Here is a 26,633-nt window from a genome sequence, read left to right as displayed (position 1 = left end):
ACGACGGCCCGATCCGCCAAGCCCGTCCCGCGGCGGTCGGCACGGCACGACGATCCGATCCGCGCCGGAGCACCCCGCCACGCGGTCAGCGCTTCCCGCGACGCGCGCGGGTCAATCCATCCAGATCCCGACCGATCCGACAGCTCGGCGCTGAGTGTGATGTCCTCACTGATGTCCATACCTGAGAGTCATAAAAATGACTCTCAGGTATGACAACAGCAGATGCCATCGCTTCTGGCGGGCGACACGCCCGACCCCCGAGAACACCCGACCCCGAGGACACCCGACCCCCGAGGACAGCGGACAGCGGACAGCGGCGGACCGGCCCTTAGAGGATGTCGCGCAGTGCCGCCAGGTCCCCGTCGGTGGGCTGCCAGCTGCCGGCGGCGGCGTTCGCGCGGACCTGCTCGGGCGTGGTCGCACCGGCGATCACCGAGGTCACGGCCGGCTGGGCGGCGAGCCCGCCGATGGCCACGTGCAGCATCGAGACGCCGCGCTCGACGGCGTACTTGCGGATGGCCTCGATCGTGTCCCACGGCGCGGCGGCGAACCGCTCGGCGTACCGGCCGCCGCCGGAGAGCCGGCTGCCCTCCGGCGGAGCCTCGCCACGCTGGTACTTGCCGGTCAGCAGCCCGTTCGCGAGCGGGAAGAACGGCAGCAGGCCGAGCCCGAAACGCTCGCAGGCCGGCACCACCTCGGCCTCGACCCCGCGCTCCAGCAGGCTGTAGTGGTTCTGCGCGCTGATGAACGGGGTGTACCCGCCGGACCGGGCCGCCCAGTCGGCGTCGGCGATCTGCCAGCCGGCGAAGTTGGAGTTGCCGAGGTAGCGCACCTTGCCGGCGCGGACCAGGTCGTCGAGCGCGGAGAGCGTCTCCTCGATCGGCGTACCCGGGTCCGGCTGGTGCAGCTGGTAGAGGTCGATGTGATCGGTGCCGAGCCGGCGCAGCGACGCCTCCACGGCCCGCACGACATACCGGCGGGCGCCCCGGGCGTCGTGGTCCGGCCCGTTCATCCCGGACATGTCCATGCCGAACTTGGTGGCCACCACCACGTCGTCGCGCCGGCCGCGCAGCGCCGCGCCGAGCTGTTCCTCGGACGCCCCGTGCGGTTCGCCGTAGATGTCCGCGGTGTCGAAGAAGTTGATCCCGGCGTCCAGCGCGGCGTCCACCACGGCCCGGGTGCCGTCCGTGTCGAGCTTGCGGCCGAAGTTGTTGCAGCCGATGCCGACCGCGGAGACCACGAGTCCGGAGTCGCCCAACCGGCGATAGGTCATCTCAGTCACGAGATCAACCCTATGCCGGGGTCCGGCCGGGCCGCCGGCCGACGCGGGTCAGCCGACGTCCCACACCGGTTCGGCGGTCTCCTTCACCTCACCGTCCCCGGCCACCAGCAGGAACCGGTCGAACGAGCGGGTGAACCACCGGTCGTGGGTCACCGCGATCACCGTGCCCTCGAACGCGGCCAGCCCGGCCTCCAGCGCCTCGGCCGAGGCCAGGTCGAGGTTGTCGGTCGGCTCGTCGAGCAGCAGCAGGGTGGCCCCGGACAGCTCCAGCAGCAGCACCAGGAAGCGTGCCTGCTGGCCGCCGGAGAGCGAACCGAACCGCTGGTCGCCCTGGCCGGCCAGCTCGTACCGGGACAGCGCGGCCATGGCGGCGTGCCGGTCCATCCCGGCCCGGTGCTCGTCACCCCGCCAGAGGATCTCGACAAGCGTCCGGTCCACCAGTTCCGGCCGGTCGTGGGTCTGCGAGAAGTGGCCGGGCCGGACCCGGGCGCCGAGCCGCGCCACCCCGTCGTGCGCCACCGGCGCCAGCGCGGCCCCGGCGTCCACCGGCGCGTTCGCCGGGTCCGGGTCGGTGCCGCCGCGGGCCAACAGCCGCAGGAAGTGCGACTTGCCGGTGCCGTTGGCGCCCAGCACCGCCAGCCGGTCGCCGTACCAGAGTTCCAGGTCGAACGGGTACGTCAGGCCGTCCAGTTCGAGCTGCTCGCAGACCACCGCGCGCTTGCCGGTCCGTCCGCCGCGCAGGCGGATCCGGATGTCCTGGTCCTTCGGCGGCACGGGCGGCGGCCCGGCCTCCTCGAACCGGCGCAACCGGGTCTGCGCCGACTGGTACCGCGAGGCCATGTCCGAGTTGTACGCCGCCTTCTGCTTGTACATCAGCATCAACTCGCGCAGCTTCTGGTGCTCCTCGTCCCAGCGCCGGCGCTGCTCGTCCAGCCGCTCGTGCCGGGCCACCCGCGCCTCGTGCCAGGTGGCGAAGCTGCCCGGGTGGATCCACGCGCCGCCACCCTCCACGGCCACCACCCGGTCGCTGGTCTGGGCCAGCAGCTCCCGGTCGTGCGAGACGTACAGCACCGACTTGGTCGTCTCGCGCAGCCGCCGCTCCAGCCAGCGTTTCCCCGGTACGTCGAGGAAGTTGTCCGGTTCGTCCAGCAACAGCACCTCGTCGGCGCCGCGCAGCAGCAGTTCGAGGGCGAACCGTTTCTGCTGGCCGCCGGAGAGGGTACGCACCGGACGGTCCCGGCAGGCGTCCCAGGTCAGGTCGAGCACGATCGTGGCGACCGTGTCGAACAGCACCTCGGCGTCGTACCCGCCGGCCTCGCCCCACGCGGACAGCGCGTCCGCGTACCGGAGCTGGGCCTTGCCGGCCGCGGAGCTGTACTTGCCGCGCAGCTCGGCGGCGTGCAGCGCCCCTTCGGCGGCGGCGAGCCGCTCCCCGGCGGCCCGCAGCGCCGGCTCGGCGAGCGAGAGCGCCAGGTCGCGCAGCGTGGTCTCGTCGCCGATCATGCCGATGAACTGCCGCATCACGCCGAGCCCACCGGATCGGGCGACGGCCCCGGTGCGCACCGGCAGGTCGCCGGCGATCATCCGCAGCAGGGTGGTCTTGCCGGCCCCGTTCGGCCCGACGAGCGCGACATTGGCGCCCTCGCCCACCCGGAACGACACGTCGGCAAGCAGTTCCCGGCCGTCCGGCAGCACGTACCCGACCCCGGCGACGTCGATGTAACCCACCCCGGAATGGTGCCCGAGCGCGGCGCGTACCGCCCAGCCAATTATCGGACGGTTCGGGCCGGCCCCGGATCGGCCGCAACCCGGCGCCGCCCCGGCCGCGGCCCCGCGCGCCGGTCGGGGCGTGGTGGTGGTTCCGCCCGCCGACGAACGAGATGTACCCGCAGGTCGACAAGGGGATCGACGCCTCCCGTTGAGTTCGCTCTGAGAGATCAATGAGTGGCCATCGATAGTTTGTTCCGCAGCGATGATCGTTCCAACCTATGCCTTCTGGGGTGCGTCATGAGGCAGGATCGAGTGACTTCCGCCGTGTTGCTGGCCGACCCCACCCGCTGCCGTGAACTGGACGCGGTGGCCGCGCTGCTGTCGATACCGACCGTGCGTATCGGTTCGGGTGATCGGTTCTCGATGGATCTGCAGGCCGATCAGTTCACGGTCAACGATGTCCGATTCCGCCCGGTGGTGTCCTGGATGCGGCACCTTCCCGGCCTGAGCTGGCGGGCCACGTTCCCCGGCCGCGCGCCGGGACAGCTCGGGCAACTGCACGACGCGGCCCGACTCGGTTATGTGGTCCCGCGTACCACGGTGACCACGGACCCGGGCGGGGCGCTGCGCGCCGGACCACCCAGATCCGTGGTGAAGGCGGTGGACCGGCTTCCGGGCGAGCCCACCGCCGTCGTGGTGAACCGCGCCGATCCGCCACCGGAGCGGCCGACCCCGCTGGTGGTGCAGGACTTCGTACCGCATGACCGGGAACTGCGCGCCTACTACCTGGACGGGGCGATCTGCGGGTACGAGATCCGCAAGCCCTGTCCCGCCGCCATCTGGACCGCACCGTCCCGCGTCGAGGTACGCAGGGCCGCCTGCCCACCCGAGGCGGAAAAGCTGGTGCACCGGCTGGCCGCCGAATGGCGACTCACGTACGCCGCCTTCGACCTGCTCATCACCTCCGACGGCACGCCGGTCTTCCTTGAGGCCAACACCGACGGCGACTGGCGCTGGTGCGAACGCCGCACCGGCACCGCCGACGTCACCTTCCTGGCCGCCGCCGCGGTGCGCGCCCGCTTCCACGAGGTCGCGCCATGACCCAGGTCGCGCCGCCGGACATGTCCGAGACCGACCTGTCGCTGATCGCCATGCTGGCCCGCGGCTACACCACCGACTCCGCCGCCCGGGAACTGCACCTGAGCCGGCACACCGTCGGCGAGCGGATCAGCCTGCTGCTGGAGCGGACCGGCTGCAGGAACCGCGCGGAGCTGGTCGCGTACTGCTACGTGCACGGCTTCCTCTCCACCCGGATGTGGCCGCCGTGCCGCTGCCGGTGTGCGGTGCACGCCAGCCGCGGCAAGCGGTGCCCACCACGACGAGACGATCCGATCTGCGAGTCCACAACGCCTTGAGGAGGTGGCTGCAGTGTCCTTCGACGCCATCACGGCCCTGAGCGATGCCGGCCAGCCGGTCGAGCTGCTGACCGTGCGTCAGCGTGAGGCCCTGGCCACGCTGACCGAACAGGAGGTGGCGGTGCTGGTCGACGTCCAGCGGCGGCTGCACGACGCGTCACCGGACGTGGAAGGGCAGGAGCTGAAGCTCCTGTGAGCCGCCGGCTGGTGGCGGTGCTCTTCACCGACCTGGTCGGCTGGACCAGCCTCGCGGAACGCCTCGACCCGGAGCCGCTTCAGGTCTTCCTGGACAGTTACTACGAGATCTGCGTGACGGCTGTCCGGCGGCACGGCGGCGTGGTGGAGAAGTTCATCGGCGACGCGGTGATGGCCGTGTTCGGCGCGGAACGCTCCCGCGAGGACGATGCGGTCTGCGCGCTGCTCACCGCGTTCGCCATGCGCGACGAGGTCGCCCGGCTGACCATCTCCGGCGCCCATCCGGCCATCCACTGCGGCATCGCGACCGGTGAGGCCCTGGTGACGCATTCCGAGCACGCCGGCGTGCGGATCGTCGGCGACGTGGTGAATCTGGCCGCCCGGCTACAGTCGGCGGCCCAGGCGAACGAGATCGTGGTCAACGACGTGACCGCGCGGCTGGTGCGGGCGCACGCCGAGTTGGCGCCGATGCCGCCGCTGGCCCTCAAGGGCAAGCGCGAGCCGGTCCCCGCCTGGCGGGCGACCGCGCCCTCGATCGCCCCGGTCGAGGACCGGTCCCGGCTCTTCGACCGGGAAGCCGAACGCGCGTTCCTGCGCGACGCCTTCGACGAGGTGGCGCGGGAGCGGTCCAGCCGGACCGTGCTGGTGCTCGGCCCACCGGGCATCGGCAAGTCCCGGCTGGTCCGCGAGACGATCGGCACGCTGCCGGACGGCACGCCCGTGGCGACCGGCCACTGCCCGGCACGGCCGGAGCCAGGCGGGTACGGGCCGTTCGGTGAGCTGCTCACCGACCTGCTCACCGGCGACGCGGTCACCGACCGGATCGCCGGCGTCCGCGACGGCCGGCTGCTGGAGGTGCTGGGCCACATGCAGCACCCGGACGGTGGCATCGGCCCCGGCCCGGAGGAGTGCCGGTGGGCGATCCGCGAGCTGATGCGCCACGTGAAGCCGGCCGTGCTGATCGTCGACGACATGCAGTGGGCCGAGCCGCTGGTCCTGGAGCTGATCGCCGACCTGGCCACCGCGCCGGCGCTGCTGGTCGGCATCTCCCGGCAGGAGACCTCGCTGCCCGGGGCGCGCACGCTCGTCCTGGACCCGCTTCCCCGCCCGGACACCACCGGGCTGGTCGCGCACCTGATGACCACGGCGGAGAACGCGGAGGTGGTGGCGCAGGGCATGGACGTGCTGGACCGGGTGGTTGACGACTGTGCCGGCAACCCGCTCTTCGCCGAGCTCATGGTGGAGACGCTCGCCCTCGGGTACGCGCTGGGCGACGTACCCCCGTCCATCACCGCGATGATCGGCGCGGCCGTCGACCGGCTGCCGGCCGAACTGGTCACGCTGCTTGAGGCGGCGTCGGTGGTCGGCTGCGAGTTCACCGCGGAGCACCTGAGCATGCTCGGCGCGGATCCCGCGCCGGAGGCGATGACGGACCTGATCAAGAAACAGATGATCAGCGCCGGTCCCACGCCGGAGAGCTACCGGTTCGCGCAGCAGCTCACCCAGGGCGTCGTCTACGGCCGGCTGGACAAGCGGCAACGGCTCGCCTGGCACCGCGCGCTCGCCGACCGCGACGTCGCACCGGCCCAGCACCTCGGCGTCGCGGTCAGGCTCCTGGGCGACCTGCGCCCGGACGACGACGAACTGCCGGCCATCGCCGGTCGCGCGGCCGCGGCGCTGCTCGCCGAGGGCACGTTGGCGCTGCGGCGCCGCAACCTGCCGGCCGCGCTCGACCTGCTGCGCCGCGCGCACGAGTTGCCGCTGCCCGCCGACGATCCGCGTCGGGCGGTCGCCACGCTGCGGCTCAGCGACGCGCTGCTTTTCGCCGGCGACCTGCGTGGTGCCAGGACCGTGGCCGAACCGGAGAACGCCGGGCTCGCGGTCCGCATCCACCGCGCGCTGCTGGCACTGCGTACCGGTGAGGGAGTCGGCGAACCGGACGGCCTGCGCCCCGACCCCGACGACCATCTGGCGGCCAGTCAGCTGGAACAGCTGCGGATGCTGCGGCAGATCGCGGACGGCCAGTTCGGCGCGGCGGAACGCTCCGCGTTCCGCGCCTTCGACCATGCCGAGGCGATGGGCGACGAGTACGAGGCCGACCGGCTGCGTGCCGCGATCTGCGAGGTGGGTCAGTGGTCGCCGACACCGGTGCCGACCAAGCTGGCGTTCTGCCGGGACGTGGCCGCCCGGTTCGCCGGCGACCGCGTCCTGCTCGCCCCGGTGCTGGTCGTGCAGGCGCGGCTGCTGGCGCTCGTCGGTGACCTGGACGGGGCGGCCGCCGCGCTGGAGGAGGCCCGGAAGGCGGTCACCGACCTGCGGCTGACCATGGCCGGGGTGCTGGTGGACCAGGGCACCGGGCTGGTCGCGTCGCTGGCCGGCCAGCACCGGGAGGCGGAACGTCACCTGCGCTCGGCGGCCCGCGCGCTGGAGGAGACCGGGCACCGGCCGACCGCGCTCACCGTACGGCTGCTCGCGCTCCGGGAACGGCTGCGGTGGAACCACGACGACGAGGCCGTGGCGGAGATCCGGGCGCTGACCGGCCAGGCCGACCGGATGGACCTGCGTGGTCGGATCCTCGGCGAGACGGCCGCGCTGCGTGCCTCGGCCCGGCCGGGCGAGCAGATCGCCGAACGGATCGACCGCGTGCGTACGCTGCTGGCCCGCACCGACGATGCCTGCCTGCGCGGCGACGTACTGGCCGAGCTGGCCGCCGCGTACCGGCAGTGCGGCGACGACGCGAGCGCCGATGCGGTGCTGGGCGATGCGGCCGAGGCGTACGCGGGGTCGGCGCCGAGTTGCCGTTGCGGAGGGTACGCGGATGGCTGTAGAGGATCTTCCACCGTGGCGCCGCGGCCGGCGCGCCCAGTTCCCCGGCCTGCCCGCGTGGAGCATGCCGGCCGCCGCCTCGCAGAACGAGACGTTCGACGTCTCCGCGTTCCCGGAGATCACCCCGGAGTGGGCGTGGGGCGGCGCGGACGGGTGCGGCGTGCGGGTGGCGATCGTCGACTCCGGCGTGGACGGCGGGCACGAGCTGTGCGCCCCGATCGCCACCGCCTGGCGGGTCGGCACGGACGAGGCGGGACTACCGCGGATGGAGGAGTGCCCGCCGGTCGACCGGGCCGGGCACGGGACCGCCTGCGCCAGCATCGTCCGCGGTCTCGCCCCGGCCGCGGAGATCAGCTCGGTGCAGGTGCTCACCGACGGCAAGTTCGGTAGCGGGGCCGCGCTGCTGGCCGGCCTGGAGCACACGATCGACCAGGGCTTCGACGTGATCAACATGAGCCTGTCCACCACCCGGCCGGAGTTCCGGACCCGGCTGACCGACCTGGCCGACCGTGCCTACTTCCGCCGATGCGTGCTGGTGGTGTCCGCGCACAACCTGCCGGTGGAGAGCTATCCGTGGAACTTCTCCTCGGTGATCTCGGTGGCCAGCCACGACGAGTCCGACCCGAAGACCTACTACTACAACCCGGCGCCACCGGTCGACTTTCACGCCCGCGGGGCTCGGGTGCCGGTGGCCCGGCCGGGCGGCGGGATCGTGCGGAGCACCGGCAACAGCTTCGCCGCACCGCACCTGACCGGCATGGCCGCGCTGGTGCTCAGCAAGCATCCCCGGCTCACCCCGTTCCAGCTCAAGAGCGTGCTCTTCCACTGTGCCGCCAACGTGACGCGTCTAGGAGGCAGTGCCCATGTCGCAGAATCTCGCGGGTGACGTCACCGAACGTCAGCTGCTGCAATCCATCGTGGAGGTGGCCCGACATGTGTATGCCGCAGCCGCGTCGAGCGTGTTCATGGTGAACGTGGACACCGGCGAGCTCACCTTCGCGGCGGTGTCCGGAGCCGGTGCCTCGGAACTCATCGGGACCGCGTTCCCGGCCGGTACCGGCATCGCGGGCTGGGTGGTGGCCAGTTGCCAGCCGCTGATCGCCGACGACGTCGCCGACACCGACCAGTTCGCCCGCGACGCGGCCGGCTCCACCGGGTACGTGCCGAGCACCATCATGGCGGCGCCGCTGATCGCCGACGGCCAGTGCATCGGCGTGCTCGAAGTGCTGGACCGGCACACCTCCGCCACCCCGGCGCCGGGCCGGGAACTGGCCGACATGGAGCTGCTGGGCCTGCTGGCCACCCAGGCGGCGCTCGGGCTGACGCTGCTGCACCAGCGCGAACGGGCCGGCGGGCACGCCCCGGGCATGGAGGCCCTGTTGGCGCGCTGGGTCGGGCGGATGCCGGCCGGCGGCGTGGATCCCCTCGCGATGACGCTGTTGGCCGCGTCCGTGGAAATCCTCGAACGACCGGAAAGGCTCTATTGAGTCGTTGTCGGGCACCCCATATTCGTGGGGTTGTGGCCACCCGCCGCAACTCAAGAGAATGGAAAAGTCGACGGCCGACGATAAACGCCGGCCGGCCACGAGGAAAGGTGTCGGACATGACAGACGTGTTCAGCCCGGTCGATGAGCTAAGGCGACACGGCCTGCTCGGCGAGGACGTCCCGGAGGCCACCGAACAGGTGCTCAGCGCGCTGAGCGAGCCGCAGGTCGACGTGTTCGTCAAGGTGAAGCAGCGGGTGGACGCGCTGGAGTCGCCGGACGTGCAGGACCAGCCGGTCGACGACGGCAGCCTGGCGTTGGCGATGACCCGGGCGATGGGCTGGGACCGGCCGAAGGTGGAGCACTCCGGCGGCGAAATCGAGGGCATGTCCGCTCCGGTCGCCGAGTGCGCCTGCCTCTGCACCGGATCCGGCGGCGGCGGCGGATCCAACTAGAACTCGTTCCCAGGAATCGCACGGAACAGCCGTCAGGAGCAATTCCGACTGTTTGGTGCGCAGCTGTTCCGTGCCCAATTGAGGAGGGCATCTAGGAAATGACAGCCACATTCGATCCGGCTACGGAGCTACGCCGCCACGGCCTTTACGGCGGCGCGGTCGCCCCGGCCACCGAAGAGATCATCGGCACCCTGACCGAGCCGCAGGTACGCGCGGTCATCGAGATCAGCTCGCCGGAGGTGCAGGCCCACGACGCGAACGGGCTGGCCCTGGCGATGACCCGGGTCATGGGTTGGGACCGGCCGCAGGCACAGGACACCGGCAGTGAGGTCGAGGGCATGTCCGCTCCGGTCGCCGAGTGCGCCTGCCTGTGCACCGGTGGCGGAGGAGGAAGCGGATCCAGCTAGATCCCCCCGGCGGCAGGGCAACGTACGGAACCCTGCCGCCGGTCCATCCATAATGGAGGTGAATCGTGCAAATCGCGGATCAGATTGCCGGACTGACCGTGCCCGAGGACATCGTGGTGTTCCGGACGGCCACGCGCCGGTTCGCGCTCAACGCGCACCTGGCCTCGTGGGTGCTGCTCACGCCGGAACAGGACGACCTGCTGTCCGCACTGGCCCGCGGCGATCGGCCCGACGGGCTCTTTCCCACCAAGCGCGAACTGGACAAGGCGCTCGCCCACCTGGTGCTGAACTTCCTGGTCTACATGCCGGGCTGGCAGCCGGGCGACATCACGCCGCGGATCAAGCTGAAGGTCGTCTACTACGCCATCACCGACGGCTGCAACCTGCGCTGCCCGTACTGCTACGACTCCTCCGAGCGGAAGCTGCCGGGCCAGCTGAACACCGCCGAGTCGATGAGCCTGATGGAACAGATCGCCGAGGCCGGGGCCGCCACCGTGGTCTTCACCGGCGGTGAGCCGATGATGCGCCGCGACCTGTTCGACGTGGCCCGACACGCACGCAAGCAGGGGCTGAACGTCAACATCATCACCAACGGCACGTACATCCGGAACGCGGAGATCGCCGGGACGATGGCGGAGCTGTTCCAGCGCATCACGGTGAGCATGGACGGGGGCACCAAGGAGCGCCACGAGGCGACCCGCGGCAAGGGCACGTTCGCCAAGACGATGAAGGGCCTGCAACTGCTCAACGACGCCGGCGTCCGCCCGGTGATCAACCACGTGGTCACCTCGGACAACGTCGACAGCATGGGCGAGATCGCCGCGCTCGGCGAGCGGTTCAAGATCAAGCACGTACGCGTGCAGCACCACAGCGACCTGGGCCGCGGCGCGGAGGACCACCTCGGCTTCGAGTGGGCCGACTACCTGAAGACCGACCGCTTCATGTGGACCGAACCGCTCTCCGAGCACCTGCTGGACGACTCGATCAAGGCGATCAAGCCCTGCGGCGTCAAGGGCAACTGCGGCATGGGCGGCAACGAGATCTACGTGAACTCGCTTGGCAACGTCTACCCCTGCAAGCTGGTCACGGGCCTCGGTGACCTGGCCGGCAACGTGCGCGCCAAGCCGCTCAAGGAGCTTTTCGAGGCGCCGAACATGACCGCGCTGCGGGAGAGCACCGTCTTCGGCGGCGACGTACACACCGACTGCTCCCGCTGCTACATCAAGGCGGCGTGCGGCGGCGGCTGCCGCGCCTTCCACATGGCCCGCTCCGGCGACCTGCGCCGCAACTCGCGTGCGCTGTGCCGCATGCTGCGCCACTCGCAGATCTCCACGATCTGGCGGGCGCTCGGCGCGGACCTGGCGCTGATCGAGGACCCGGGCGCGTTCGTACCGATCCGTCCGCACGACGGCTCGGTGCATCCGGTGTACGAGGACTGGCGGGACGAGACGCCGCGGGTGAAGACGCCGGTCGACCGGGTGGTCTCGCGGTCTCGCCGGCTGCCGATCGTGGAGGTGGGAGCGAGATGACAACCGGTACGGCATTCGAGGTCTCCGACGACGTGGTCTGGGCCGGCGACGACACGGTCCGGCTCTACAACGTGAACACCGGGCAGTTCCAGTCGCTGAACGGCAGCGCATCGCAGATCTGGTGCCTGATGGCGGCCGGACGGGACCCCGGCCAGATCGCGGACGAGTTGGCCGCGAAGCTGGCCGGCGGCGACCCGCTCGCCCGGGCGGAGATCCTCAGCGACGTGCACGACTTCCTCGGCGGGATGGCCGCCAAGGAGATGGTGATCCCGCAGAGGGGACAGCCATGACCGACGCGGTCACCGCCGACGGGCTGACCAAGCACTACCCGAAGGCGCCGCGGCCGGCCATCTCGCAGGTGTCGTTCGCGATCCCGGCCGAGGAGGTCGTCGGGCTGCTCGGCCCGAACGGTGCCGGCAAGAGCACGCTGATCCGGATGATCTGCGGCGCGTCCCGGCCGAGCAGCGGGTCGATCAGGATCTTCGGTGCGGACCCGCTGCACGACCCGATGGCCAAGACCAAGGTCGCGGCCATGCACCAGGGCGCACCGCTGGACATGATGCTCCCGGCCGTCGACTGCCTGCGCATCGCCGCCCGCTTCCGCGGCCTGAACTGGCGGGAGATCCAGCCCTGGGTGACGGAGCTGACCGAGTACCTCGGGCTGAAGGACTCGATGCGCCGGCTGGCGTTCCAACTCTCCGGCGGGCAGAAGCAGCGCCTGCAGTTGGCCCGTGCGCTGCTCGCCGTACCCCAGCTGCTGATCCTGGACGAGCCGTCCGCGGCGCTGGACGTGGCCGGCCGCCGGACGATCTGGGAACTGGTCGAGTGGCTGCGCCAGGAGTATCGGGTGACCGTGCTCTGGGCCAGCCACAACATCGATGAGCTGGAGCGCAACTGCGACCGGGTGCTGGTCATCAACCAGGGACAGGTGCTGCGGTTCGCCCGGCCGCGGGACCTGGTCCGCGAGTTCGGCACCGAGCACGTGGTGGCCGAGCTGCGCGACGAGCGGCCCGCCGAGGCCATCGTGGCCTGGGCGCTCGGCGAGGGTTGGAAGGCCTCCCACGCCGGTGCGCTGCTGCGGGTGTTCCCCAGCGAGGGTGGGGACGCGCACGCGCTGATCCCGGCCGTCTCCGCCCGGTGCCGGGACGCCGGTGCCGAGCTGGTCCGGATCGCCGTGGAGACCGATTCGCTTGAGGACGTGTTCGTCCGGTTGACCACGCAGGGAGAGGCGAGGACCAGTGTCGCCCAGGCTTGATTTCCGTCACCCGCCCAGCCCCACCCGCGACGTACCGCGCGGAACGGACCTGCGTGGCATGTTCTTCCGCGAGTTCGCGCTGCTCACCCGCAACCGGGTGAACTTCGTGCTGTCGCTGATGCCGACCCTGGTCTACCTGCTGTTGATGAACACCTCGCTGAGCAACCTGGTCGGCGCGGTCGACTACCGCGGCATCACCCTGCGCTACGACGTGTTCCTCCTGCCCATGGTCCTGATGTCGGCCATCCTCAGCGCCTCGCTGATCTCCGGCATGGCGCTGTTCCAGGAGGAGATGAGCGGCGTGTCGACCGAGCTGTGGTCGTACCCGCTGCGCCGCTCGCGCTACCTGGCCGGCAAGATCCTGACCGGCGTCGGCGTGGTCGTGTTGCAGGCCGCGGTCGCGCTCGCGGTCGCGGTCGCGGTGCTGCGCATGTCCCTGGACCTGTCCCGCTGGCTGGCGCTTGGCGTGACGCTGGTGGTGACGGCCGCCGCCTTCAACGCGCTCTACCTGGTCGTCGCCCTGATCATCGACGACTTCCAGCTGTTCAACATCATCACCAACACGTCGCTGCCGATCCTGCTCTTCTCCAGCCCGTCCATGTACACCCGCGAGCACATGCCGGAGGTGCTGCGCTGGGTGTCCGTGGTCAACCCGGTCACCTACGGCGTGACCGGCATGCGCGACGCGGTCGCGTTCGGATTCGGCGAGGCCTGGCCGGCGTTGCTGGTGCTCGGCACGCTCGCGCCGATCACCTACCTGCTGGCCAGCACCGCGCTGTTGCGGCGCGCCGCGAGCATGTGAGGAGTTGCGGATGACCTCAACCGTCGAGGTGCCTCCGGCGCTGCGCGGCGTCGCCGACCGGGTCACCCCGCTCGACCTTGCCAAGATCACCATGCCGGGCACGGACCGCGCCTGTTCCGGCGCCGAGAGCCTCGCCAACGCCCGCGGGTACGCACGGCGGGTGGGCGTGACGCGCCTGGCCGATGTGACCATGCTGGATCGAATCGGGATCCCGACGTTCCAGGCGATCCGCCCGCAGGCCAGCACGCTGACCGTCTCGCAGGGCAAGGGGCTGACCCGGACCCTGGCCAGCGTGTCGGCGCTGATGGAATCGATCGAGCTGTGGCATGCGGAGAACTTCCCGGTCGCCGGCGTCTTCCTCGACACGGTGCGCGGGATCGGCGACTCGCTCGGCTACGACGTGGATCGGGACCTCCCCCTGGAGTACAACTCCCTGTTCCACGACGACCTGCCGATCGAGTGGGTGACCGCGACCCGGCTGACCGACGGTGCCCACGTCCCCGTGCCGTACCGCCTGGTGGTGCTGGACTTCCGCGAGCCGCACGGCTGGCGGGCGCGGCTGTTCCAGGAGACCTCCAACGGGCTGGCCAGCGGGAACACCTTCGTCGAGGCGACGCTGCACGCGCTGTACGAGGTGATCGAGCGGGACGCGGTGTCGCGCGCCCACCGCGCCGGGACCGCGGGCAGGGCGTTCGATCCGCGGCTGCTCGGCTCGGCGCCGGTCGACTCGCTGCTGGACCGGTTCGCGGCGGCGGAGGTCTCGGTGGACGTGCGCTGGCTGCCCAGCCCCACCGGGCTGCCCTGTGTGGCGGCCCGGATCGTGTCGCCGGACTACCAGATCCTCTCCGGCGGGTACGGGTGCCACCTGGCCACCGAGATCGCGACGACGCGGGCGCTGACCGAGGCGGCACAGTCACGGCTGACGTTGATCTCCGGCGGCCGGGACGACCTGCACCGGGGGCAGTACCGGCCGGTGTACCGGATGCTGGATCCGGTCAAGGACGCGCCGCCCGGGCCGGAGTCGATCCGCGGGCAGGTCGCGACCGCACACCGGACGCTGCTGGATGACCTGGCGGAGGTGCAGCGGCGGGCCACGGCCGCGTTCTCGGCACCGCTGCTGGTGGACATGTCGCAGCCCGAGGTCGGTGCCTGCGTGGCGAAGGTGCTGGTGCCCGGTGCGCAGCTGAGCGAGGGAGTGGCGTGAACCGACTGCTGGTGTATGCGGGGCCGACGCTGCCCGCCTCGCGGGTTGCGGCCATCGCGCCGGATGCCGAGGTGCGACCGCCGGTGGAGAGTGGGACGTTGCAGCGGGATCGGATCGGCGCCGGCGATGTGGCGGTGATCATCGACGGACTGTACCGGGACCGGCCGGCGGTACGGCACAAGGAGATTCTGCGCGCGGTCGACGCGGGAGCGGTGGTCATCGGGGCGGCCAGCATGGGAGCGATGCGGGCGGCGGAGCTGGACGGCCTCGGCATGGTCGGCGTCGGCGAGGTGTACCGGATGTACGCCAGCGGCGACATCGACGGTGACGACGAGGTCGCGGTCCGGCACAGCCCGCAGGAGCTGGGATATCGGGCCGACTCCGTGGCCCTGGTGAATCTGCGGTACGGCGGGAAGCTGGCGGTGTCCCGACAGGTGGCGCCGGCCTCGGCGGTCGAGTCGTTGATCGAGGCGGCCCGCGGGCTGGTCTTCGACGAGCGGACCTGGACGCGGCTGGCCTCGTTCGCCCCGGCATCGCTGATCCAGTTCCTGCGCCGGGCCGAATGCGACGTGAAGGCACGGGACGCCGCGGAGGCGGTCGCCCACGCGATGTCCGTGGCGACCGCGACCGCTGACACCGGGCCGGCCGCCACCGCCGCCCCGGCCACCGCCTCCGGACCGGCCACCATTGGACCGGCCGCCACCGCCCCGGCCGCCGCCGCCCCGGCCACCGCCTCCGGACCGGCCGCCTCCGGACCGGCCGCCACCGCTGGTGCGTCGGCCGGAACGGCTCCGCCGTGGCGGACCAGCTACCTGCGCGACTGGGTGACCTACTGGCAAGAGGCCGAACTCGGCCCGTCCGGGGACTGGGTGGCGGCGGTGGACGTGCTCGAAGCGGCTCGGCTGCACTTCGACGGCTATCCCGAGCTGCACCACGAGGCGCTGTCCGGAATGCTCCGCGAGCTGACCCCGGACCCGGCCGGATTCGCGATGCGCTCCCTGGGCCTGCGCGTGGACTCGCCGCCGCCCGAGCGCCTGGCCATGCTGCTGTCCGCGCCGGAGCGCACGCTGCCCGTACCGGAGCAGGCGGTGCTGATCCTGCTCCGGAGTTGGCCGATCAACCTCTGCCGGGACTGGCGGCCGCGGGTCCTCGCCCTGCTGCGGCGGCACCCGGCCTGGCCGGAGTGGACCGCACTGGTGCACCGGGCCGACGACGCGCGCAACGACGGCGGGACGCAGGCTCGTCCGGAGGTGGCCGCGATGCTGTTCCTGCACCGGTGGGGCGCCTCCGGCCCGACGGTGCCGCACGCGCTCGCCCGGCGCGGCTTCCTGACCCTGCCCGGCCTGGAGCGAAGCGCCGTCCGGTTCGGCACACTGGCGCTGCGACAGCGGGCCGCAATGCGCCGATAAGCCTCGACGCGCAATTCTTATAACCTATTCATACCACACAGTAACAGCGTGCAGATATGTCGGATCCGCACCCTGTCACTGTGTGTTCCGACGCTATCTGGCGAGTCACCGACCGACCGATTCCACCCGTCAGCCGTCCGGACAGTATGTGTCACCCAACTCACCGATAGCGTCCAGCCTGCGGATTTCCGACGAGGGCGGTAACCAGCGCATTCACCGTCGCAAGACTATTTGCCGCCCGACACCTGTCAACGTCCGTCGATCGATTCCCCGGCGATCAACCCTTGACTCAACAAATTTCCAGAGGCAAGAATTGATCCACTCAGCCACTAGCGGAAAGAGTTGAGCCGTACAGCGTCACGTCCCCGGGGGCCAGCATGGAATTCTGCTTACTGGGCCCGGTCGAGGCACACGTCAAAGGCATCCGCATCAACCTCGGCCCACGCCAGCAACGACTCGTCTTCGCGGTCCTCGCGCTCGAACTCAACCAGGTCGTCCCCACCGACCGGCTCACCGAGATCACCTGGTCCCAGACCCCGCCCCGCACCGCGCGCCACGCGCTGCACGTCATCATCTCCCGGCTGCGCTCCATCCTCACCGACGCTGTCGAACTCGCCGGCGTCGGCGGCGGCTACGTCCTACGCGCCGACCCCACGCAGTTCGACGTCTACCGCTTCCGCGACCTGCAGCGTCGGGCCCGCGCCACTTCCGACCCCTATCTGCGGATCGACCTGCTCGACCGCGCCCTCGCCCTCTGGTCGGGCCCCGCCCTGCACGACACCGCCCCGCCAGTGCCGCCGAGTCCCTCTGCCGCGGTCTTGAGGAGGCACGCCTCTCCGCCGTCGAGGACCGCATCGCCGCCAGCCTGGCCATCGGCCACCACCACGACCTCCTGGAAACCCTCCCCGCCTCGTCGCCGACCATCCCCTCCGCGAACGCCTGCTCGCGCTCTACATGCTCGCGCTGCACCACAGCGGCCGCAGCGCCGAAGCCCTGCACCTCTACCGCCAGGCCCGCGCCCGCCTCGCCGACGATCTCGGCATACAACCGGGCGCAGACCTGCGGGCGCTGGAAATCGCCATCCTCCGCGGCGACCTGCCGCTGAAGAACTTCCGCTGACCGGCCCGGCGCCGCGGCTACCGGGCGACCCGCAGCACCCGGAAGCCCTTCTGGCTGGCCCGCCGCTGCACGGTCCAGCCCTGTTCGGTGAGCCAGCGGTGCAGCGAGTCGCCGCCGAGGTTACGGCCGGCCACCAGCCAGGCCGCCCCGTCCGGCGCCAGCCGCGGCAGCCAGCGCAGCAGCAGGCCGTGCAGTTCCGCCTTGCCGACGTGGATGGGCGGGTTGGACCAGATCTCGGCGAACTCGATCCCGGCCGGTACGGCGTCCGGATCGGCCACCCGCAGCCGGTCGTGCACGCCCAGCCGGCGCGCGTTGGCGGCGGCCAGTTCCCGGGCCCGGGCGTTGACGTCGACCGCCCACACCCCGGCCCCGGGCGCCCGGGTGGCCAGCACGCAGGCGATCGGGCCGTAGCCGCAGCCGAGGTCGAGGAACGGACCGGCGGCGCCGGGGCCGGGCAGGTCGGCCTTGCGCAGCAGGACGGCGGTGCCCAGGTCGAGCCGGTCGGCCGAGAAGACTCCCGCGGCGGTGGTCAGGGCGTAGTCCCGGTCCGCGATCCGGAACTCGATCTCCCGTTCCCGCTGCGCCGATTCGGGCTGCGCGGTGAAGTAGTGGTCACCGGTGATGTCAGGCATTGTCGCTCCCGTCGGTCACGCCTGGGCCGGCAGCCGCAGCCGGCGGGTGGTGTCGGCCCGCCGGACGTACTCGGCCGGGTCCTCCGGATAGCCGACCGCGACCAGGGTCAGGCCGTGCGCCGGCACCACCGTCACCTCGCTGGCCCGCTCGCGCCGGCTCAGCAGGGCGCCCGGCCAGTCGGTCGGGCGCCGACCGTCCCCGGCCAGCAGCATCGCGCCGACCAGGCTACGCACCATGGACTGACAGAAGGCGTCGGCCTGCACCGTTCCCACCAGCAGCCCGTCCGGGTCGCGTCGCCAGTCCAGCCGGGTCAGCTCCCGCACGGTGGTGGCGTGCTCCTTGCGCCGGCAGTACGCGGCGTAGTCGTGTTCGCCGACCAGGCCGCGCGCCGCGGCGTTGAGCCGGTCGAGGTCCAGCGGGCGGGGCCAGGCCAGCACCTCGTGCCGACGCAGCGGCTCGGCGCCGTACGGTGCGTCTGTCACCCGGTACTCGTACCGCCGGAAGGTGGCCGAGAAGCGGGCGTCGAACCCGGCCGGCACCGCCGTCACGGCCCGGACCCGGACATCCGGCGGCAGCACCGCGTTCAGCCGGCGGTCCAGGCTGTGCTCGACCGGCCGCCAGGCCGGGTCGGCGAGGTCGGCGTGGCAGACCTGGCCGGTGGCGTGCACCCCGGCGTCCGTCCGCCCGGCCACGGTCAGCCCGGTGGCCGCCTCGGGACCGAGGATCCGGTCCAGCGCCGCCTGCAGCACCCCGGCGACGGTACGCCGGGTCGGCTGGGCCGCCCATCCCGAGAAGTCGGCGCCGTCGTACGCCACGTCCAGGCGTACCCGGGTCACCTGGCTCACCTCGCTCACCTGGATCGGGAACGGACCGGCCCGGCACCTGGACGGGTGCCGGGCCGGCCTGTCGTACGCTTGCGGTTCAGGACTTGCTGGTGTCGGCCTCGTCGGTGTCCTCGCGGGCGGCGGCGGTGTCACCGGAGACGGACTCCGGCGCCTCGGCGTCCTGGTCGACGGCCTGCGACGACGGCACCTGCTCCTCCGGCGCGAGCGCCTCGACCTTGTCCTGCTGGGCGGCCTTGCGAGCGGTCGCCTTCCGGGTCGCCTTGGCCGGCGCCGCGGCAGCCATTTCCTCGACCAGCTCGATGATCGCCATCGGCGCGGCGTCACCCTTGCGCGGACCGGTCTTCACGATCCGGGTGTAGCCACCCGGCCGGCTCGCGTAGCGGGGTGCGATCTGGTCGAACAGCTGGAAGACCACGTCCTTGTCCCGAACGACGGCCAGCACCCGACGACGGCTCGCGAGGTCTCCGCGCTTGGCCTTCGTGATGAGCTGCTCGGCGAGGGGACGCAGCCGCTTGGCCTTCGTCTCGGTGGTCTGGATCTTGCCGTGCTGGAACAGCGCGGTGGCCAGGTTCGCCAGCATCATCCGCTCGTGCGCGGGGCTGCCGCCGAGGCGGGGGCCCTTGGTGGGCGTGGGCATGGTTGGTGCTCCTCAGTGGTGGCGGCAGCCGGACTAGAGCTGCTCGGTCTCGCGGTAGTCGTCGGTGTCGTAGTCGGCCTCGCCGAAGGTGTCCACGACCTGCGCCGGGTCGAAGTTCGGAGCCGAGTCCTTCAGCCCCAGACCCATCCCGGCGAGCTTCATCTTGACCTCGTCGATCGACTTCTGACCGAAGTTCCGGATGTCGAGAAGGTCGGCCTCGGTACGCCCGATGAGTTCACCAACGGTGTTGATGCCCTCGCGCTTGAGGCAGTTGTACGAGCGGACCGTCAGGTCCAGCTCCTCGATCGGCAGCGCCAGGTCGGCGGCCAGCTGGGCGTCCTGCGGCGAGGGGCCGATGTCGATACCCTCGGCCGTCTCGTCCAGCTCACGCGCCAGGCCGAACAGCTCCACCAGCGTGGACCCGGCCGAGGCCAGTGCGGTACGCGGACCGATCGACGCCTTGGTCTCGACGTCGATCACCAGGCGGTCGAAGTCGGTGCGCTGCTCGACCCGGGTCGCCTCGACCCGGTAGGTCACCTTGAGCACCGGCGAGTAGATCGAGTCCACCGGGATGCGCCCGATCTCGGCTCCGGCCTGCTTGTTCTGCGCCGCCGTGACGTAGCCGCGGCCCCGCTCGACGGTCAGCTCCATGTCGAGCCGGCCCTTGCCGTTCAGGGTGGCCAGCTTCAGGTCCGGGTTGTGCACCGAGACGCCGGCCGGCGGCTGGATGTCACCGGCGGTGACGTCGCCGGGGCCCTGCTTGCGCAGGTACATGCTGACCGGCTCGTCGTGCTCGGAGCTGACGCACAGCTCCTTGATGTTCATGACGAGCTCGACCACGTCCTCCTTGACGCCCGGGATCGTGGTGAACTCGTGCAGCACACCGTCGATCTTGATCGAGGTGACCGCGGCGCCGGGGATGGAGGAGAGCAGGGTACGCCGGAGCGAGTTGCCCAGGGTGTAGCCGAACCCCGGCTCAAGCGGCTCGATGGCGAACCGGGAGCGGGTGTCGTTGATCGACTCTTCGGACAGAGACGGCCGCTGACTGATGAGCATGACTTCTCTTTTCGTTCGGGGCACCCGCTATTTGATGCCCAAACTTGTGGTGCGGATCGAGCCCACCCCGGAGCCGGAGCCCGGTGCGTGCGGCGGCGGCGAACCGCCGCCCGGCCAGGTTCAGCCGGGCTGCGCCGCCGCACGCACCACGAGCATCCCTACTTCGAGTAGAGCTCGACGATCAGCTGCTCCTGGACCTGCGTGTCGATGACCTGGCGGGCCGGGAGCGAGTGAACCAGAACCTTGAGCTGGCTGGGGATCGTCTCCAGCCAGGCCGGCACGGGCCGGGAACCGGCCTCGGCCTGAGCCACGACGAACGGCGTGAGTTCCTTGGACTTCGCCCGGACCTCGACGATGTCGTGCTCCTTGACGCGGTACGACGGGATGTCGACCTTGCGGCCGTTCACCGTCAGGTGCCCGTGCTTGACGAGCTGCCGGGCGTGGTCCCGGGACTTGGCCAGACCGGCCCGGTAGACCACGTTGTCCAGCCGCGACTCGAGGATCTGCAGGAGGACCTCACCGGTCTTGGCCTGCTTGGCCACCGCCTCCTCGTAGTACCCGCGGAACTGCTTCTCCAGCACGCCGTACACCCGGCGGGCCTTCTGCTTCTCGCGAAGCTGGAGCAGGTACTCGGTCTCCTTGGTCCGCCCCCGGCCGTGCTGTCCGGGCGGGAACGGCCGGGACTCGAACGGGCACTTCGGGCCATCGCACTTGCTGCCCTTGAGGAACAGCTTCATCTTCTCCCGACGGCAACGGCGGCAGTCAGGACCGGTGTAACGAGCCATCTCTTCCTAACCTCTCAGACCCGACGACGCTTCGGCGGACGGCATCCGTTGTGCGGCTGCGGGGTCACGTCGGAGATCTGCCCGACCTCCAGACCCACGGCCTGCAGCGAACGGATGGCGGTCTCCCGGCCGGAGCCGGGTCCCTTGACGAAGACGTCGACCTTGCGCATGCCGTGCTCCATGGCCCGGCGCGCGGCGGCCTCGGCGGCCAGCTGCGCGGCGAACGGAGTCGACTTGCGGGAGCCCTTGAAGCCCACCTGGCCCGCGGAGGCCCAGGAGATGACCGCACCGGTCGGGTCCGTGATGGACACGATGGTGTTGTTGAAGGTGCTCTTGATGTGCGCCTGCCCGTGGGCGACGTTCTTGCGTTCCTTGCGCCGAACCTTCTTGACGGCGGCTCCGGCGCGAGCCTTCGGTGGCATGAGTGTGTGCGCTCCTATGAAAACTCTCGGCTGTCCGGCACGAGTCCGGCAGGATTACTTCTTGCCGGCCTTCTTCTTGCCGGCGACCGTCCGCTTCGGGCCCTTGCGGGTACGCGCGTTGGTACGCGTGCGCTGGCCCCGGACAGGCAGGCCCCGGCGGTGCCGGATGCCCTCGTAGCAGCCGATCTCCACCTTGCGGCGGATGTCCGCAGCGACCTCGCGGCGCAGGTCACCTTCGACCTTGTAATTGGCTTCGATGTGGTTCCGCAGCTGCAGCAGCTCGTCGTCGGTGAGGTCGCGGGCGCGCTTGTCCGGCGAGATGCCGGTCGCGGCCAGCGTCTCGACCGCGCGGGTGCGGCCGACCCCGAAGATGTAGGTGAGCGCGATCTCCATCCGCTTGTCGCGGGGAAGATCGACGCCGGCTAGACGTGCCATCTGTGGGCGTACTCCTCGTGGTGTTGTCGCGGAGGTCTGGGCCCGGCCCACCCCGTTCCGGCCGCTCCGCGCGGCGCGTGACGCGCCACGACCAGGAACGGCCGTTGCCCGAACGGGCCCCGGCCTCCGACCGGGGGTCGGCCACGACAACGAGTACGAACGGCGCCTCGGTGCCCGTGGCTGGGACGAGCTTGTGTTGTGGTGCGGTCTACGGGTCTGCTGCGGCGGGAGCTGGTGTCAGCCCTGACGCTGCTTGTGGCGCGGGTCGGTGCAGATGACCATGACCCGGCCATGCCGGCGGATCACCCGGCACTTGTTGCAGATCCGCTTGACGCTCGGCTTGACCTTCACGGTTTGCCTTACTCTCCATCGCGCCGACGGCGCGATGCGTCGTCGGCTCTCACGGACGGACGGGAAATCCCCGGCCGCGCCAGGTGTCGGTTACTTGTAGCGGTAGACGATGCGCCCGCGGGTCAGATCGTACGGCGACAGTTCGACGACGACCCGGTCCTCGGGCAGGATGCGGATGTAGTGCTGCCGCATCTTGCCGCTGATGTGAGCCAGCACCTTGTGGCCGTTGGCCAGCTCCACCCGGAACATCGCGTTCGGTAGGGGCTCGATGACCCGACCTTCGATCTCGATGGCTCCGTCTTTTTTCGGCATGTCCTCCGCTGTCCTGACGTCGGTTTCTCCGGACGGCCCACAACGCCATTTCCCGAACCCGAAGGTCCAGGCCAGCCGCGGCTCCAGCACCCATCGAAGCGCAGGATGGGCATGCCGGAGTGGACGCTGCGCGCCGACTAGTCAGTGTACGCCGCCGCAGGATGGACACCAAACCGAGCCCCCCGGGTGGGTCGCGTCACATCCGCCCCGCGGGGGGGCGCCGGGGGCGGCCCCGCGGCGAGGGGTCGGAGGTCGGCGTGCGGCGGGTGGGGATGAAGGCTGGCGGAGGTCGGAGGTCGGTCCGCGACGGGCCGGGGCCGGGCCGGAGTCGGGGCCGGCCGTGCGCGCAACCGGCGCCGGGATCAGCCCCGCCGGGAACGCCGCCGGGCGTCCCGGGCGGCGAATCGGGCCTCCCGGGCCGCCTGCCTGGCCTGCCACGCCGTGTCCCGGGCGCGGTTGCGGGCCACCGGACTGCCGTGGTGCCGGTGCGGCGCGCCGCCGAGCAGCCCGGTGATCGTGGAGACCAGCAGCACCGCACCCCACGGGCCGGCCACCCAGATGGGCCAGAAATAGTGCAACTCGCCCGACGCGACGCTTGTCACCAGCCAGATCGCCGAGGTGATCGCCACCACGCTGAAGTAGCTGCTCCAGGTGGCCAGCAGCCAACCCCGGGTGGCCGCCTTCCGATCCGGCCCAGCGCCCCGCTCCGCCGTCTCGGCCGGCGCCGGGGAGTCGCCGGAGCCCCGCCGCGCCACCTGCGAGTGCTCCGGCGGCACGGTGCCGGGCAGATCGGTGAGCAGGCCGTCCAGGTCGCCGTACGTCCTTGCCGCGTACGTCCGCTGCAGGCGCTCGTCGTACTCGGGAAGATCGAGCCGGCCCTCGTTGAGGGCGCTACGCAGCTGCTCGGCGACGGCCTCACGGTCAGCGTCCGAGGCGCGCATGTCCGAACGCGGATTCATACCATCGAGCATGCCACCCCGCGACCACCTTCCGCGAGTGGCAACGCCCGGTCAGGCCGACGGTGAGGAGACCGGCTGACGGCCGGTCACCAGGTCGCCGAGCCGGCCCCGGCCGCCGTCGACCGCGGTCAGCACCCACACCCCGTCCGCCAGCAGGCCGATGGAGTGCTCGACGTGCGCGGCCACCGAGCCGTCCCGGGTGACCACCGTCCAGCCGTCGGACAACTCCGCGGTGCGCGGCGAGCCCAGCGTGATCATCGGCTCGATCGCCAGCGCCATCCCGGGCACGAGCCGCGGCCCGCGCCCCGGCCGACCGTGGTTGAGCACGTGCGGGTCCTGGTGCATCTCGGTGCCGATGCCGTGCCCGCCGTACCCCTCGACGATGCCGTACCGGCCGGCCCGGCGTACCGCGGTCTCCACCGCGCTCGAGATGTCGGTGAGCCGGCCGGTGCCGGCGGCGGTGCCGCGCGCCGCGGCGGCGATACCCGCCCACATCGCGTCCTCGGCCACCTCGGCCATCCGCAGCAGCGCCGGGGACACCTCGCCGACGGGCACCGTGATGGCGGCGTCGCCGTGCCAGCCGTCGAGCACGGCGCCGCAGTCGATCGAGATCAGGTCACCCTCGACCAGCACCTGCTCCGGCGCCGGGATCGCGTGCACGACCTGCTCGTTGACCGAGGCGCAGATCGACGCGGGATAGCCGTGGTAGCCCAGGAACGACGGAACCGCACCGGCCTCGCGGATCACCGACTCGGCGATGGCGTCCAGGTCCGCCGTGCTGACCCCGGGACGGACGGCGTCCCGCATCGCGGCGAGCGCCGCCGCGACCACCAGGCCGGCCGCCCGCATCTTGTCGATCTGTTCCGGGGTCTTCAGCTGGATGTCCAGCTGCTGACGGCGCATGAGGTGTCTGCCTTTCGTCGCGCGATCGCGGGGCGGCCGGTGGCCGGGCAACGGACCGGCCGGGTCGGCCCCGCGACCCGTTCGAGCCTATCCCCCGTACGAGCGCAGCGCGTCGATTGCCCGGACCGTCACGTCCTCGACGGGACCGGTCGCATCGATGCCCACGAGCTTGCCCTGCGCGCCGTAGTAGTCGACCAGCTGTGCCGTCTTGGCGGCGTACTCCCGCAGCCGCTCGGCGATCGTCTCCGGCTTGTCGTCGTCGCGCTGGAACAGCTCCGCGCCGCACCGGTCACAGAAGCCCTTCCGGCTCGGGGCGTCGAACTCGATGTGCCAGATCTTGCCGCAGCCGCGGCAGGTCCGCCGGCCGGACAGCCGCCGGATCACCTCGTCGTCGTCGACCACGAGTTCCATCACCAGGTCGAGCGCCGTGCCCAGGTCGGCCAGCAGCTTGTCCAGCGCCGCCGCCTGCGGGGTGGTCCGGGGAAACCCGTCCAGCAGGAAACCCTCGCCGGCGTCCGGCTCGGCCAGCCGGTCCCGGACCATGTTGATCGTGACCTCGTCCGGAACCAGCTTGCCGGCGTCCATGTAGCGCTTGGCCTCGACACCCAGCGGCGTGCCCTGCGAGACGTTGGCCCGGAAGATGTCTCCGGTCGAGATCTTGGGCACGGCCAGGTGGGCGGCGATGAACTCGGCCTGGGTCCCCTTTCCCGCCCCGGGGGACCGACCAGAACCAGTCGCATCTACCGCAGGAACCCTTCGTAGTTGCGTTGCATGAGTTGGCTCTCGATCTGCTTCACGGTCTCCAGACCGACGCCAACCATGATCAACACTGCCGTACCGCCGAACGGGAAGTTCTGGTACTGCTGGGTGTCCAGCCAGATGAAGAAGAAGTTGGGCAGGATCGAGATCAGACCCAGGTAGAGCGCACCGGGGAGGGTGATCCGGCTGAGGATGAAGTCGAGGTACTCCGCCGTGGGCTTGCCCGGCCGGATGCCCGGCACGAAGCCGCCGTACTTCCGCATGTTGTCCGCGACCTCGGTCGGGTTGAACGTGATCGAGACGTAGAAGTACGTGAAGAAGATGATCAGCAGGAAGTAGACCGTGATGTACGTGACGGCGCTCGGCTTGGCCAGGTTGTTCTGCACCCAGAGCTGCCAGCCGTGCAGGTTGTTCCGGTCGAAGAACTGCAGGATCAACTGCGGCAGGTAGAGCAGCGACGAGGCGAAGATGACCGGGATGACACCGGCCTGGTTGACCTTCAGCGGGATGTAGGTGGAGGTCCCGCCGTACATCCGCCGGCCGATCATGCGCTTGGCGTACTGCACCGGGATCCGGCGCTGGGCCTGCTCGATGAAGACGACCAGCGTGATGATCACGATCACCAGCGCCAGCACCAGCAGGAACCACCACCAGCCCTTGGACTGCTTGATCTGCCAGCCCTCGCCGGGGAGCCGGGCGGCGATCGAGGTGAAGATCAGCACCGACATGCCGTTGCCGACGCCGCGGTCGGTGATCAGCTCGCCCAGCCACATGACCACACCGGTACCGGCGGTCATCGTGACCACCAGGGTGCCGAGGGTGAGCCAGGTGGGCAGGCCCTGACCGTCCGGGATGATCGGGTACTGGTCGCACAGACCGTTGAAGAGCTGGCCGGAGCGGGCCAGCGCGACGAACGCCGACGCCTGGAGGATGCCCAGGCCGAGCGTCAGGTAGCGGGTGTACTGGGTGATCTTCGCCTGGCCGGCCTGGCCCTCCTTGCGGAGCTGCTCCAGCCGCGGAATCACCACGGTGAGCAGCTGCAGGATGATCGAGGCGGTGATGTAGGGCATGATGCCCAGCGCGAAGACCGACAGGTGCAGCAGCGCGCCACCGGAGAAGAGGTTCAGCAGCGTGAAGACGCCGCTCTGGTCGGCGGACTTGGTGGCGTCCAGGCACTTCTCCACGTTGCCGTAGGAGACACCCGGGCTGGGCAGAGTTGCGCCGAGCCGATAGACCGCAATGATGCCGACCGTGAACAGCAGCTTCTTGCGCAGGTCAGGCGTTCTGAACGCGCTGACAAAGGCGGAGAGCAACTTCTTCCTCCTGCGCGGGGCGGCCCGCCGCTGTTTTGTGGCGGGACGGGGTGGTTGTCGGGCGACTACCCGAAATCCAGGGCTGGGACTCGGACTCTAACAGTACGGTGCGGCTGCGGGCAGGTCTGCCC

Annotated in this window: 29 protein-coding genes and 2 pseudogenes; 15 read left to right on the top strand and 16 right to left on the bottom strand. The window is 70.9% G+C overall.

The genetic code is table 11. The annotated features are described in order from the left end of the window. Positions 1-328: 328 nt before the first annotated feature. Both CIK06_RS04325 and CIK06_RS04320 read right to left on the bottom strand, forming a co-directional pair. Positions 329-1,273: an aldo/keto reductase gene (locus CIK06_RS04325; protein WP_095563726.1), complete on the bottom strand. Its 945-nt coding sequence runs from the start codon at positions 1,271-1,273 to the stop codon at positions 329-331. A gap of 57 nt (positions 1,274-1,330) precedes the next feature. Continuing rightward, a complete protein-coding gene (locus CIK06_RS04320) occupies positions 1,331-3,010 on the bottom strand; it encodes an ATP-binding cassette domain-containing protein (RefSeq protein ID WP_095563725.1) in 1,680 nt (559 codons plus the stop codon). 294 nt (positions 3,011-3,304) lie between these two features. Between CIK06_RS04320 and CIK06_RS04315 the strand changes: the two genes are divergently transcribed. From CIK06_RS04315 to CIK06_RS29805, 14 genes and pseudogenes are all read left to right on the top strand, one after another. Then, positions 3,305-4,093 (top strand): hypothetical protein, encoded by a 789-nt coding sequence (locus CIK06_RS04315; protein ID WP_157756598.1) that lies wholly within the window; start codon positions 3,305-3,307, stop codon positions 4,091-4,093. After that, complete coding sequence (locus CIK06_RS04310; protein WP_095563723.1) at positions 4,090-4,407, top strand: response regulator transcription factor; 318 nt, start codon at positions 4,090-4,092, stop codon at positions 4,405-4,407. The genes CIK06_RS04315 and CIK06_RS04310 overlap by 4 nt, the downstream gene beginning before the upstream one ends. Positions 4,408-4,411: 4 nt before the next feature. After that, on the top strand, positions 4,412-4,603 hold the full coding sequence (locus CIK06_RS04305; RefSeq protein ID WP_157756597.1) for an aroma-sacti cluster domain-containing protein: 192 nt from the start codon (positions 4,412-4,414) through the stop codon (positions 4,601-4,603). Next, positions 4,600-5,571 (top strand): annotated as a pseudogene (locus tag CIK06_RS30575) (adenylate/guanylate cyclase domain-containing protein); the annotation flags it as partial. The gene CIK06_RS04305 and the pseudogene CIK06_RS30575, both read left to right, overlap by 4 nt. A 1,702-nt stretch (positions 5,572-7,273) precedes the next feature. Next, entirely contained in the window at positions 7,274-8,314 is a 1,041-nt protein-coding gene (locus CIK06_RS30570; RefSeq protein ID WP_369916172.1) for a S8 family serine peptidase, read from the top strand. Then, positions 8,292-8,915, top strand: coding sequence for a GAF domain-containing protein (locus CIK06_RS04290; protein ID WP_095563719.1), 624 nt, complete (start codon positions 8,292-8,294; stop codon positions 8,913-8,915). Before CIK06_RS30570 ends, CIK06_RS04290 begins: the two co-directional genes overlap by 23 nt. A 116-nt stretch (positions 8,916-9,031) precedes the next feature. Then, positions 9,032-9,367 carry an aroma-sacti cluster domain-containing protein gene (locus CIK06_RS04285; RefSeq protein ID WP_095563718.1) on the top strand — a complete coding sequence of 112 codons (336 nt, stop codon included), beginning with the start codon at positions 9,032-9,034 and terminating at the stop codon, positions 9,365-9,367. Positions 9,368-9,465: 98 nt separating this feature from the next. After that, positions 9,466-9,774, top strand: coding sequence for a hypothetical protein (locus tag CIK06_RS04280; RefSeq protein ID WP_095563717.1), 309 nt, complete (start codon positions 9,466-9,468; stop codon positions 9,772-9,774). Between the two features lie 65 nt (positions 9,775-9,839). Further along, on the top strand, positions 9,840-11,303 hold the full coding sequence (stsB, locus tag CIK06_RS04275; RefSeq protein WP_095563716.1) for a StsB family radical SAM/SPASM domain sactipeptide maturase: 1,464 nt from the start codon (positions 9,840-9,842) through the stop codon (positions 11,301-11,303). Continuing rightward, positions 11,300-11,593, top strand: a complete 294-nt coding sequence (locus CIK06_RS04270; RefSeq protein WP_095563715.1) for a PqqD family protein — start codon at positions 11,300-11,302, stop codon at positions 11,591-11,593. Before stsB ends, CIK06_RS04270 begins: the two co-directional genes overlap by 4 nt. Then, complete coding sequence (locus CIK06_RS04265; RefSeq protein WP_095563714.1) at positions 11,590-12,558, top strand: ABC transporter ATP-binding protein; 969 nt, start codon at positions 11,590-11,592, stop codon at positions 12,556-12,558. Before CIK06_RS04270 ends, CIK06_RS04265 begins: the two co-directional genes overlap by 4 nt. Before the next feature lie 58 nt (positions 12,559-12,616). Continuing rightward, positions 12,617-13,360, top strand: a complete 744-nt coding sequence (locus CIK06_RS04260) for an ABC transporter permease (protein ID WP_095563713.1) — start codon at positions 12,617-12,619, stop codon at positions 13,358-13,360. A 10-nt stretch (positions 13,361-13,370) separates the two neighbouring features. Continuing rightward, entirely contained in the window at positions 13,371-14,564 is a 1,194-nt protein-coding gene (locus CIK06_RS04255; protein ID WP_095563712.1) for a YcaO-like family protein, read from the top strand. After that, positions 14,561-15,973, top strand: coding sequence for a TfuA-like protein (locus CIK06_RS29805; RefSeq protein WP_095563711.1), 1,413 nt, complete (start codon positions 14,561-14,563; stop codon positions 15,971-15,973). Before CIK06_RS04255 ends, CIK06_RS29805 begins: the two co-directional genes overlap by 4 nt. 389 nt (positions 15,974-16,362) lie before the next feature. On the opposite strand, the gene CIK06_RS30565 is transcribed toward CIK06_RS29805, so the two are convergent. Continuing rightward, positions 16,363-16,539, bottom strand: a complete 177-nt coding sequence (locus CIK06_RS30565; RefSeq protein ID WP_232534008.1) for a hypothetical protein — start codon at positions 16,537-16,539, stop codon at positions 16,363-16,365. Between the two features lie 388 nt (positions 16,540-16,927). On the opposite strand from CIK06_RS30565, the gene CIK06_RS04245 reads away from it, so the two are divergent. Beyond that, positions 16,928-17,092 (top strand): BTAD domain-containing putative transcriptional regulator, encoded by a 165-nt coding sequence (locus CIK06_RS04245; RefSeq protein WP_232534007.1) that lies wholly within the window; start codon positions 16,928-16,930, stop codon positions 17,090-17,092. A 17-nt stretch (positions 17,093-17,109) separates the two neighbouring features. Here CIK06_RS04245 and CIK06_RS04240 read toward each other — a convergent pair whose 3' ends face one another. The 13 genes and pseudogenes from CIK06_RS04240 to secY form a co-directional block, all read right to left on the bottom strand. Further along, positions 17,110-17,715 (bottom strand): class I SAM-dependent methyltransferase, encoded by a 606-nt coding sequence (locus CIK06_RS04240; RefSeq protein ID WP_095567555.1) that lies wholly within the window; start codon positions 17,713-17,715, stop codon positions 17,110-17,112. A gap of 24 nt (positions 17,716-17,739) precedes the next feature. Beyond that, positions 17,740-18,570 (bottom strand): tRNA pseudouridine(38-40) synthase TruA, encoded by an 831-nt coding sequence (truA, locus tag CIK06_RS04235; RefSeq protein WP_095567554.1) that lies wholly within the window; start codon positions 18,568-18,570, stop codon positions 17,740-17,742. Between the two features lie 76 nt (positions 18,571-18,646). Further along, complete coding sequence (gene rplQ / locus CIK06_RS04230) at positions 18,647-19,207, bottom strand: 50S ribosomal protein L17 (protein WP_095563709.1); 561 nt, start codon at positions 19,205-19,207, stop codon at positions 18,647-18,649. 33 nt (positions 19,208-19,240) lie between these two features. Beyond that, positions 19,241-20,263: a DNA-directed RNA polymerase subunit alpha gene (locus CIK06_RS04225; RefSeq protein ID WP_095563708.1), complete on the bottom strand. Its 1,023-nt coding sequence runs from the start codon at positions 20,261-20,263 to the stop codon at positions 19,241-19,243. 158 nt (positions 20,264-20,421) lie between these two features. Further along, a complete protein-coding gene (gene rpsD, locus CIK06_RS04220; RefSeq protein ID WP_095563707.1) occupies positions 20,422-21,048 on the bottom strand; it encodes a 30S ribosomal protein S4 in 627 nt (208 codons plus the stop codon). 14 nt (positions 21,049-21,062) lie between these two features. Next, the gene (gene rpsK, locus CIK06_RS04215; protein ID WP_007073011.1) at positions 21,063-21,470 is read right to left on the bottom strand and encodes a 30S ribosomal protein S11; all 408 of its coding nucleotides are present in this window, start codon (positions 21,468-21,470) and stop codon (positions 21,063-21,065) included. A gap of 54 nt (positions 21,471-21,524) precedes the next feature. Next, positions 21,525-21,905, bottom strand: a complete 381-nt coding sequence (gene rpsM, locus CIK06_RS04210) for a 30S ribosomal protein S13 (RefSeq protein WP_095563706.1) — start codon at positions 21,903-21,905, stop codon at positions 21,525-21,527. Between the two features lie 237 nt (positions 21,906-22,142). Beyond that, complete coding sequence (gene rpmJ, locus CIK06_RS04205; RefSeq protein WP_012184307.1) at positions 22,143-22,256, bottom strand: 50S ribosomal protein L36; 114 nt, start codon at positions 22,254-22,256, stop codon at positions 22,143-22,145. 90 nt (positions 22,257-22,346) lie between these two features. Beyond that, the gene (gene infA, locus CIK06_RS04200; protein WP_007073013.1) at positions 22,347-22,568 is read right to left on the bottom strand and encodes a translation initiation factor IF-1; all 222 of its coding nucleotides are present in this window, start codon (positions 22,566-22,568) and stop codon (positions 22,347-22,349) included. A 362-nt stretch (positions 22,569-22,930) separates the two neighbouring features. After that, positions 22,931-23,527, bottom strand: a complete 597-nt coding sequence (locus CIK06_RS04195; protein WP_232534006.1) for a DUF1707 domain-containing protein — start codon at positions 23,525-23,527, stop codon at positions 22,931-22,933. Between the two features lie 51 nt (positions 23,528-23,578). Next, positions 23,579-24,430, bottom strand: coding sequence for a type I methionyl aminopeptidase (gene map / locus CIK06_RS04190; RefSeq protein ID WP_095563704.1), 852 nt, complete (start codon positions 24,428-24,430; stop codon positions 23,579-23,581). A gap of 87 nt (positions 24,431-24,517) precedes the next feature. Continuing rightward, a pseudogene (locus CIK06_RS04185) lies at positions 24,518-25,170 on the bottom strand (adenylate kinase). Then, on the bottom strand, positions 25,171-26,502 hold the full coding sequence (gene secY, locus CIK06_RS04180; protein ID WP_095563703.1) for a preprotein translocase subunit SecY: 1,332 nt from the start codon (positions 26,500-26,502) through the stop codon (positions 25,171-25,173). Positions 26,503-26,633 lie beyond the last annotated feature (131 nt).

It is taken from the genome of Plantactinospora sp. KBS50 (genome assembly GCF_002285795.1).
GTDB lineage: Bacteria > Actinomycetota > Actinomycetes > Mycobacteriales > Micromonosporaceae > KBS50.
This window is presented reverse-complemented; position numbering and strand designations above follow the sequence as displayed.

What these genes read in the sequence shown, in the direction of transcription:
- CIK06_RS04325 (WP_095563726.1), bottom strand. Translation starts at nt 1,273, where the DNA reads ATGACCTATCGCCGGTTGGGCGACTCCGGACTCGTGGTCTCCGCGGTC.
- CIK06_RS04310 (WP_095563723.1), top strand. Translation starts at nt 4,090, where the DNA reads ATGACCCAGGTCGCGCCGCCGGACATGTCCGAGACCGACCTGTCGCTG.
- CIK06_RS30570 (WP_369916172.1), top strand. Translation starts at nt 7,274, where the DNA reads ATGCCTGCCTGCGCGGCGACGTACTGGCCGAGCTGGCCGCCGCGTACC.
- CIK06_RS04290 (WP_095563719.1), top strand. Translation starts at nt 8,292, where the DNA reads ATGTCGCAGAATCTCGCGGGTGACGTCACCGAACGTCAGCTGCTGCAA.
- CIK06_RS04285 (WP_095563718.1), top strand. Translation starts at nt 9,032, where the DNA reads ATGACAGACGTGTTCAGCCCGGTCGATGAGCTAAGGCGACACGGCCTG.
- CIK06_RS04280 (WP_095563717.1), top strand. Translation starts at nt 9,466, where the DNA reads ATGACAGCCACATTCGATCCGGCTACGGAGCTACGCCGCCACGGCCTT.
- CIK06_RS04270 (WP_095563715.1), top strand. Translation starts at nt 11,300, where the DNA reads ATGACAACCGGTACGGCATTCGAGGTCTCCGACGACGTGGTCTGGGCC.
- CIK06_RS04265 (WP_095563714.1), top strand. Translation starts at nt 11,590, where the DNA reads ATGACCGACGCGGTCACCGCCGACGGGCTGACCAAGCACTACCCGAAG.
- CIK06_RS04260 (WP_095563713.1), top strand. Translation starts at nt 12,617, where the DNA reads ATGTTCTTCCGCGAGTTCGCGCTGCTCACCCGCAACCGGGTGAACTTC.
- CIK06_RS04255 (WP_095563712.1), top strand. Translation starts at nt 13,371, where the DNA reads ATGACCTCAACCGTCGAGGTGCCTCCGGCGCTGCGCGGCGTCGCCGAC.
- CIK06_RS04245 (WP_232534007.1), top strand. Translation starts at nt 16,928, where the DNA reads ATGCTCGCGCTGCACCACAGCGGCCGCAGCGCCGAAGCCCTGCACCTC.
- rplQ (WP_095563709.1), bottom strand. Translation starts at nt 19,207, where the DNA reads ATGCCCACGCCCACCAAGGGCCCCCGCCTCGGCGGCAGCCCCGCGCAC.
- CIK06_RS04225 (WP_095563708.1), bottom strand. Translation starts at nt 20,263, where the DNA reads ATGCTCATCAGTCAGCGGCCGTCTCTGTCCGAAGAGTCGATCAACGAC.
- rpsD (WP_095563707.1), bottom strand. Translation starts at nt 21,048, where the DNA reads ATGGCTCGTTACACCGGTCCTGACTGCCGCCGTTGCCGTCGGGAGAAG.
- rpsK (WP_007073011.1), bottom strand. Translation starts at nt 21,470, where the DNA reads ATGCCACCGAAGGCTCGCGCCGGAGCCGCCGTCAAGAAGGTTCGGCGC.
- rpsM (WP_095563706.1), bottom strand. Translation starts at nt 21,905, where the DNA reads ATGGCACGTCTAGCCGGCGTCGATCTTCCCCGCGACAAGCGGATGGAG.
- infA (WP_007073013.1), bottom strand. Translation starts at nt 22,568, where the DNA reads ATGCCGAAAAAAGACGGAGCCATCGAGATCGAAGGTCGGGTCATCGAG.
- CIK06_RS04195 (WP_232534006.1), bottom strand. Translation starts at nt 23,527, where the DNA reads ATGAATCCGCGTTCGGACATGCGCGCCTCGGACGCTGACCGTGAGGCC.
- map (WP_095563704.1), bottom strand. Translation starts at nt 24,430, where the DNA reads ATGCGCCGTCAGCAGCTGGACATCCAGCTGAAGACCCCGGAACAGATC.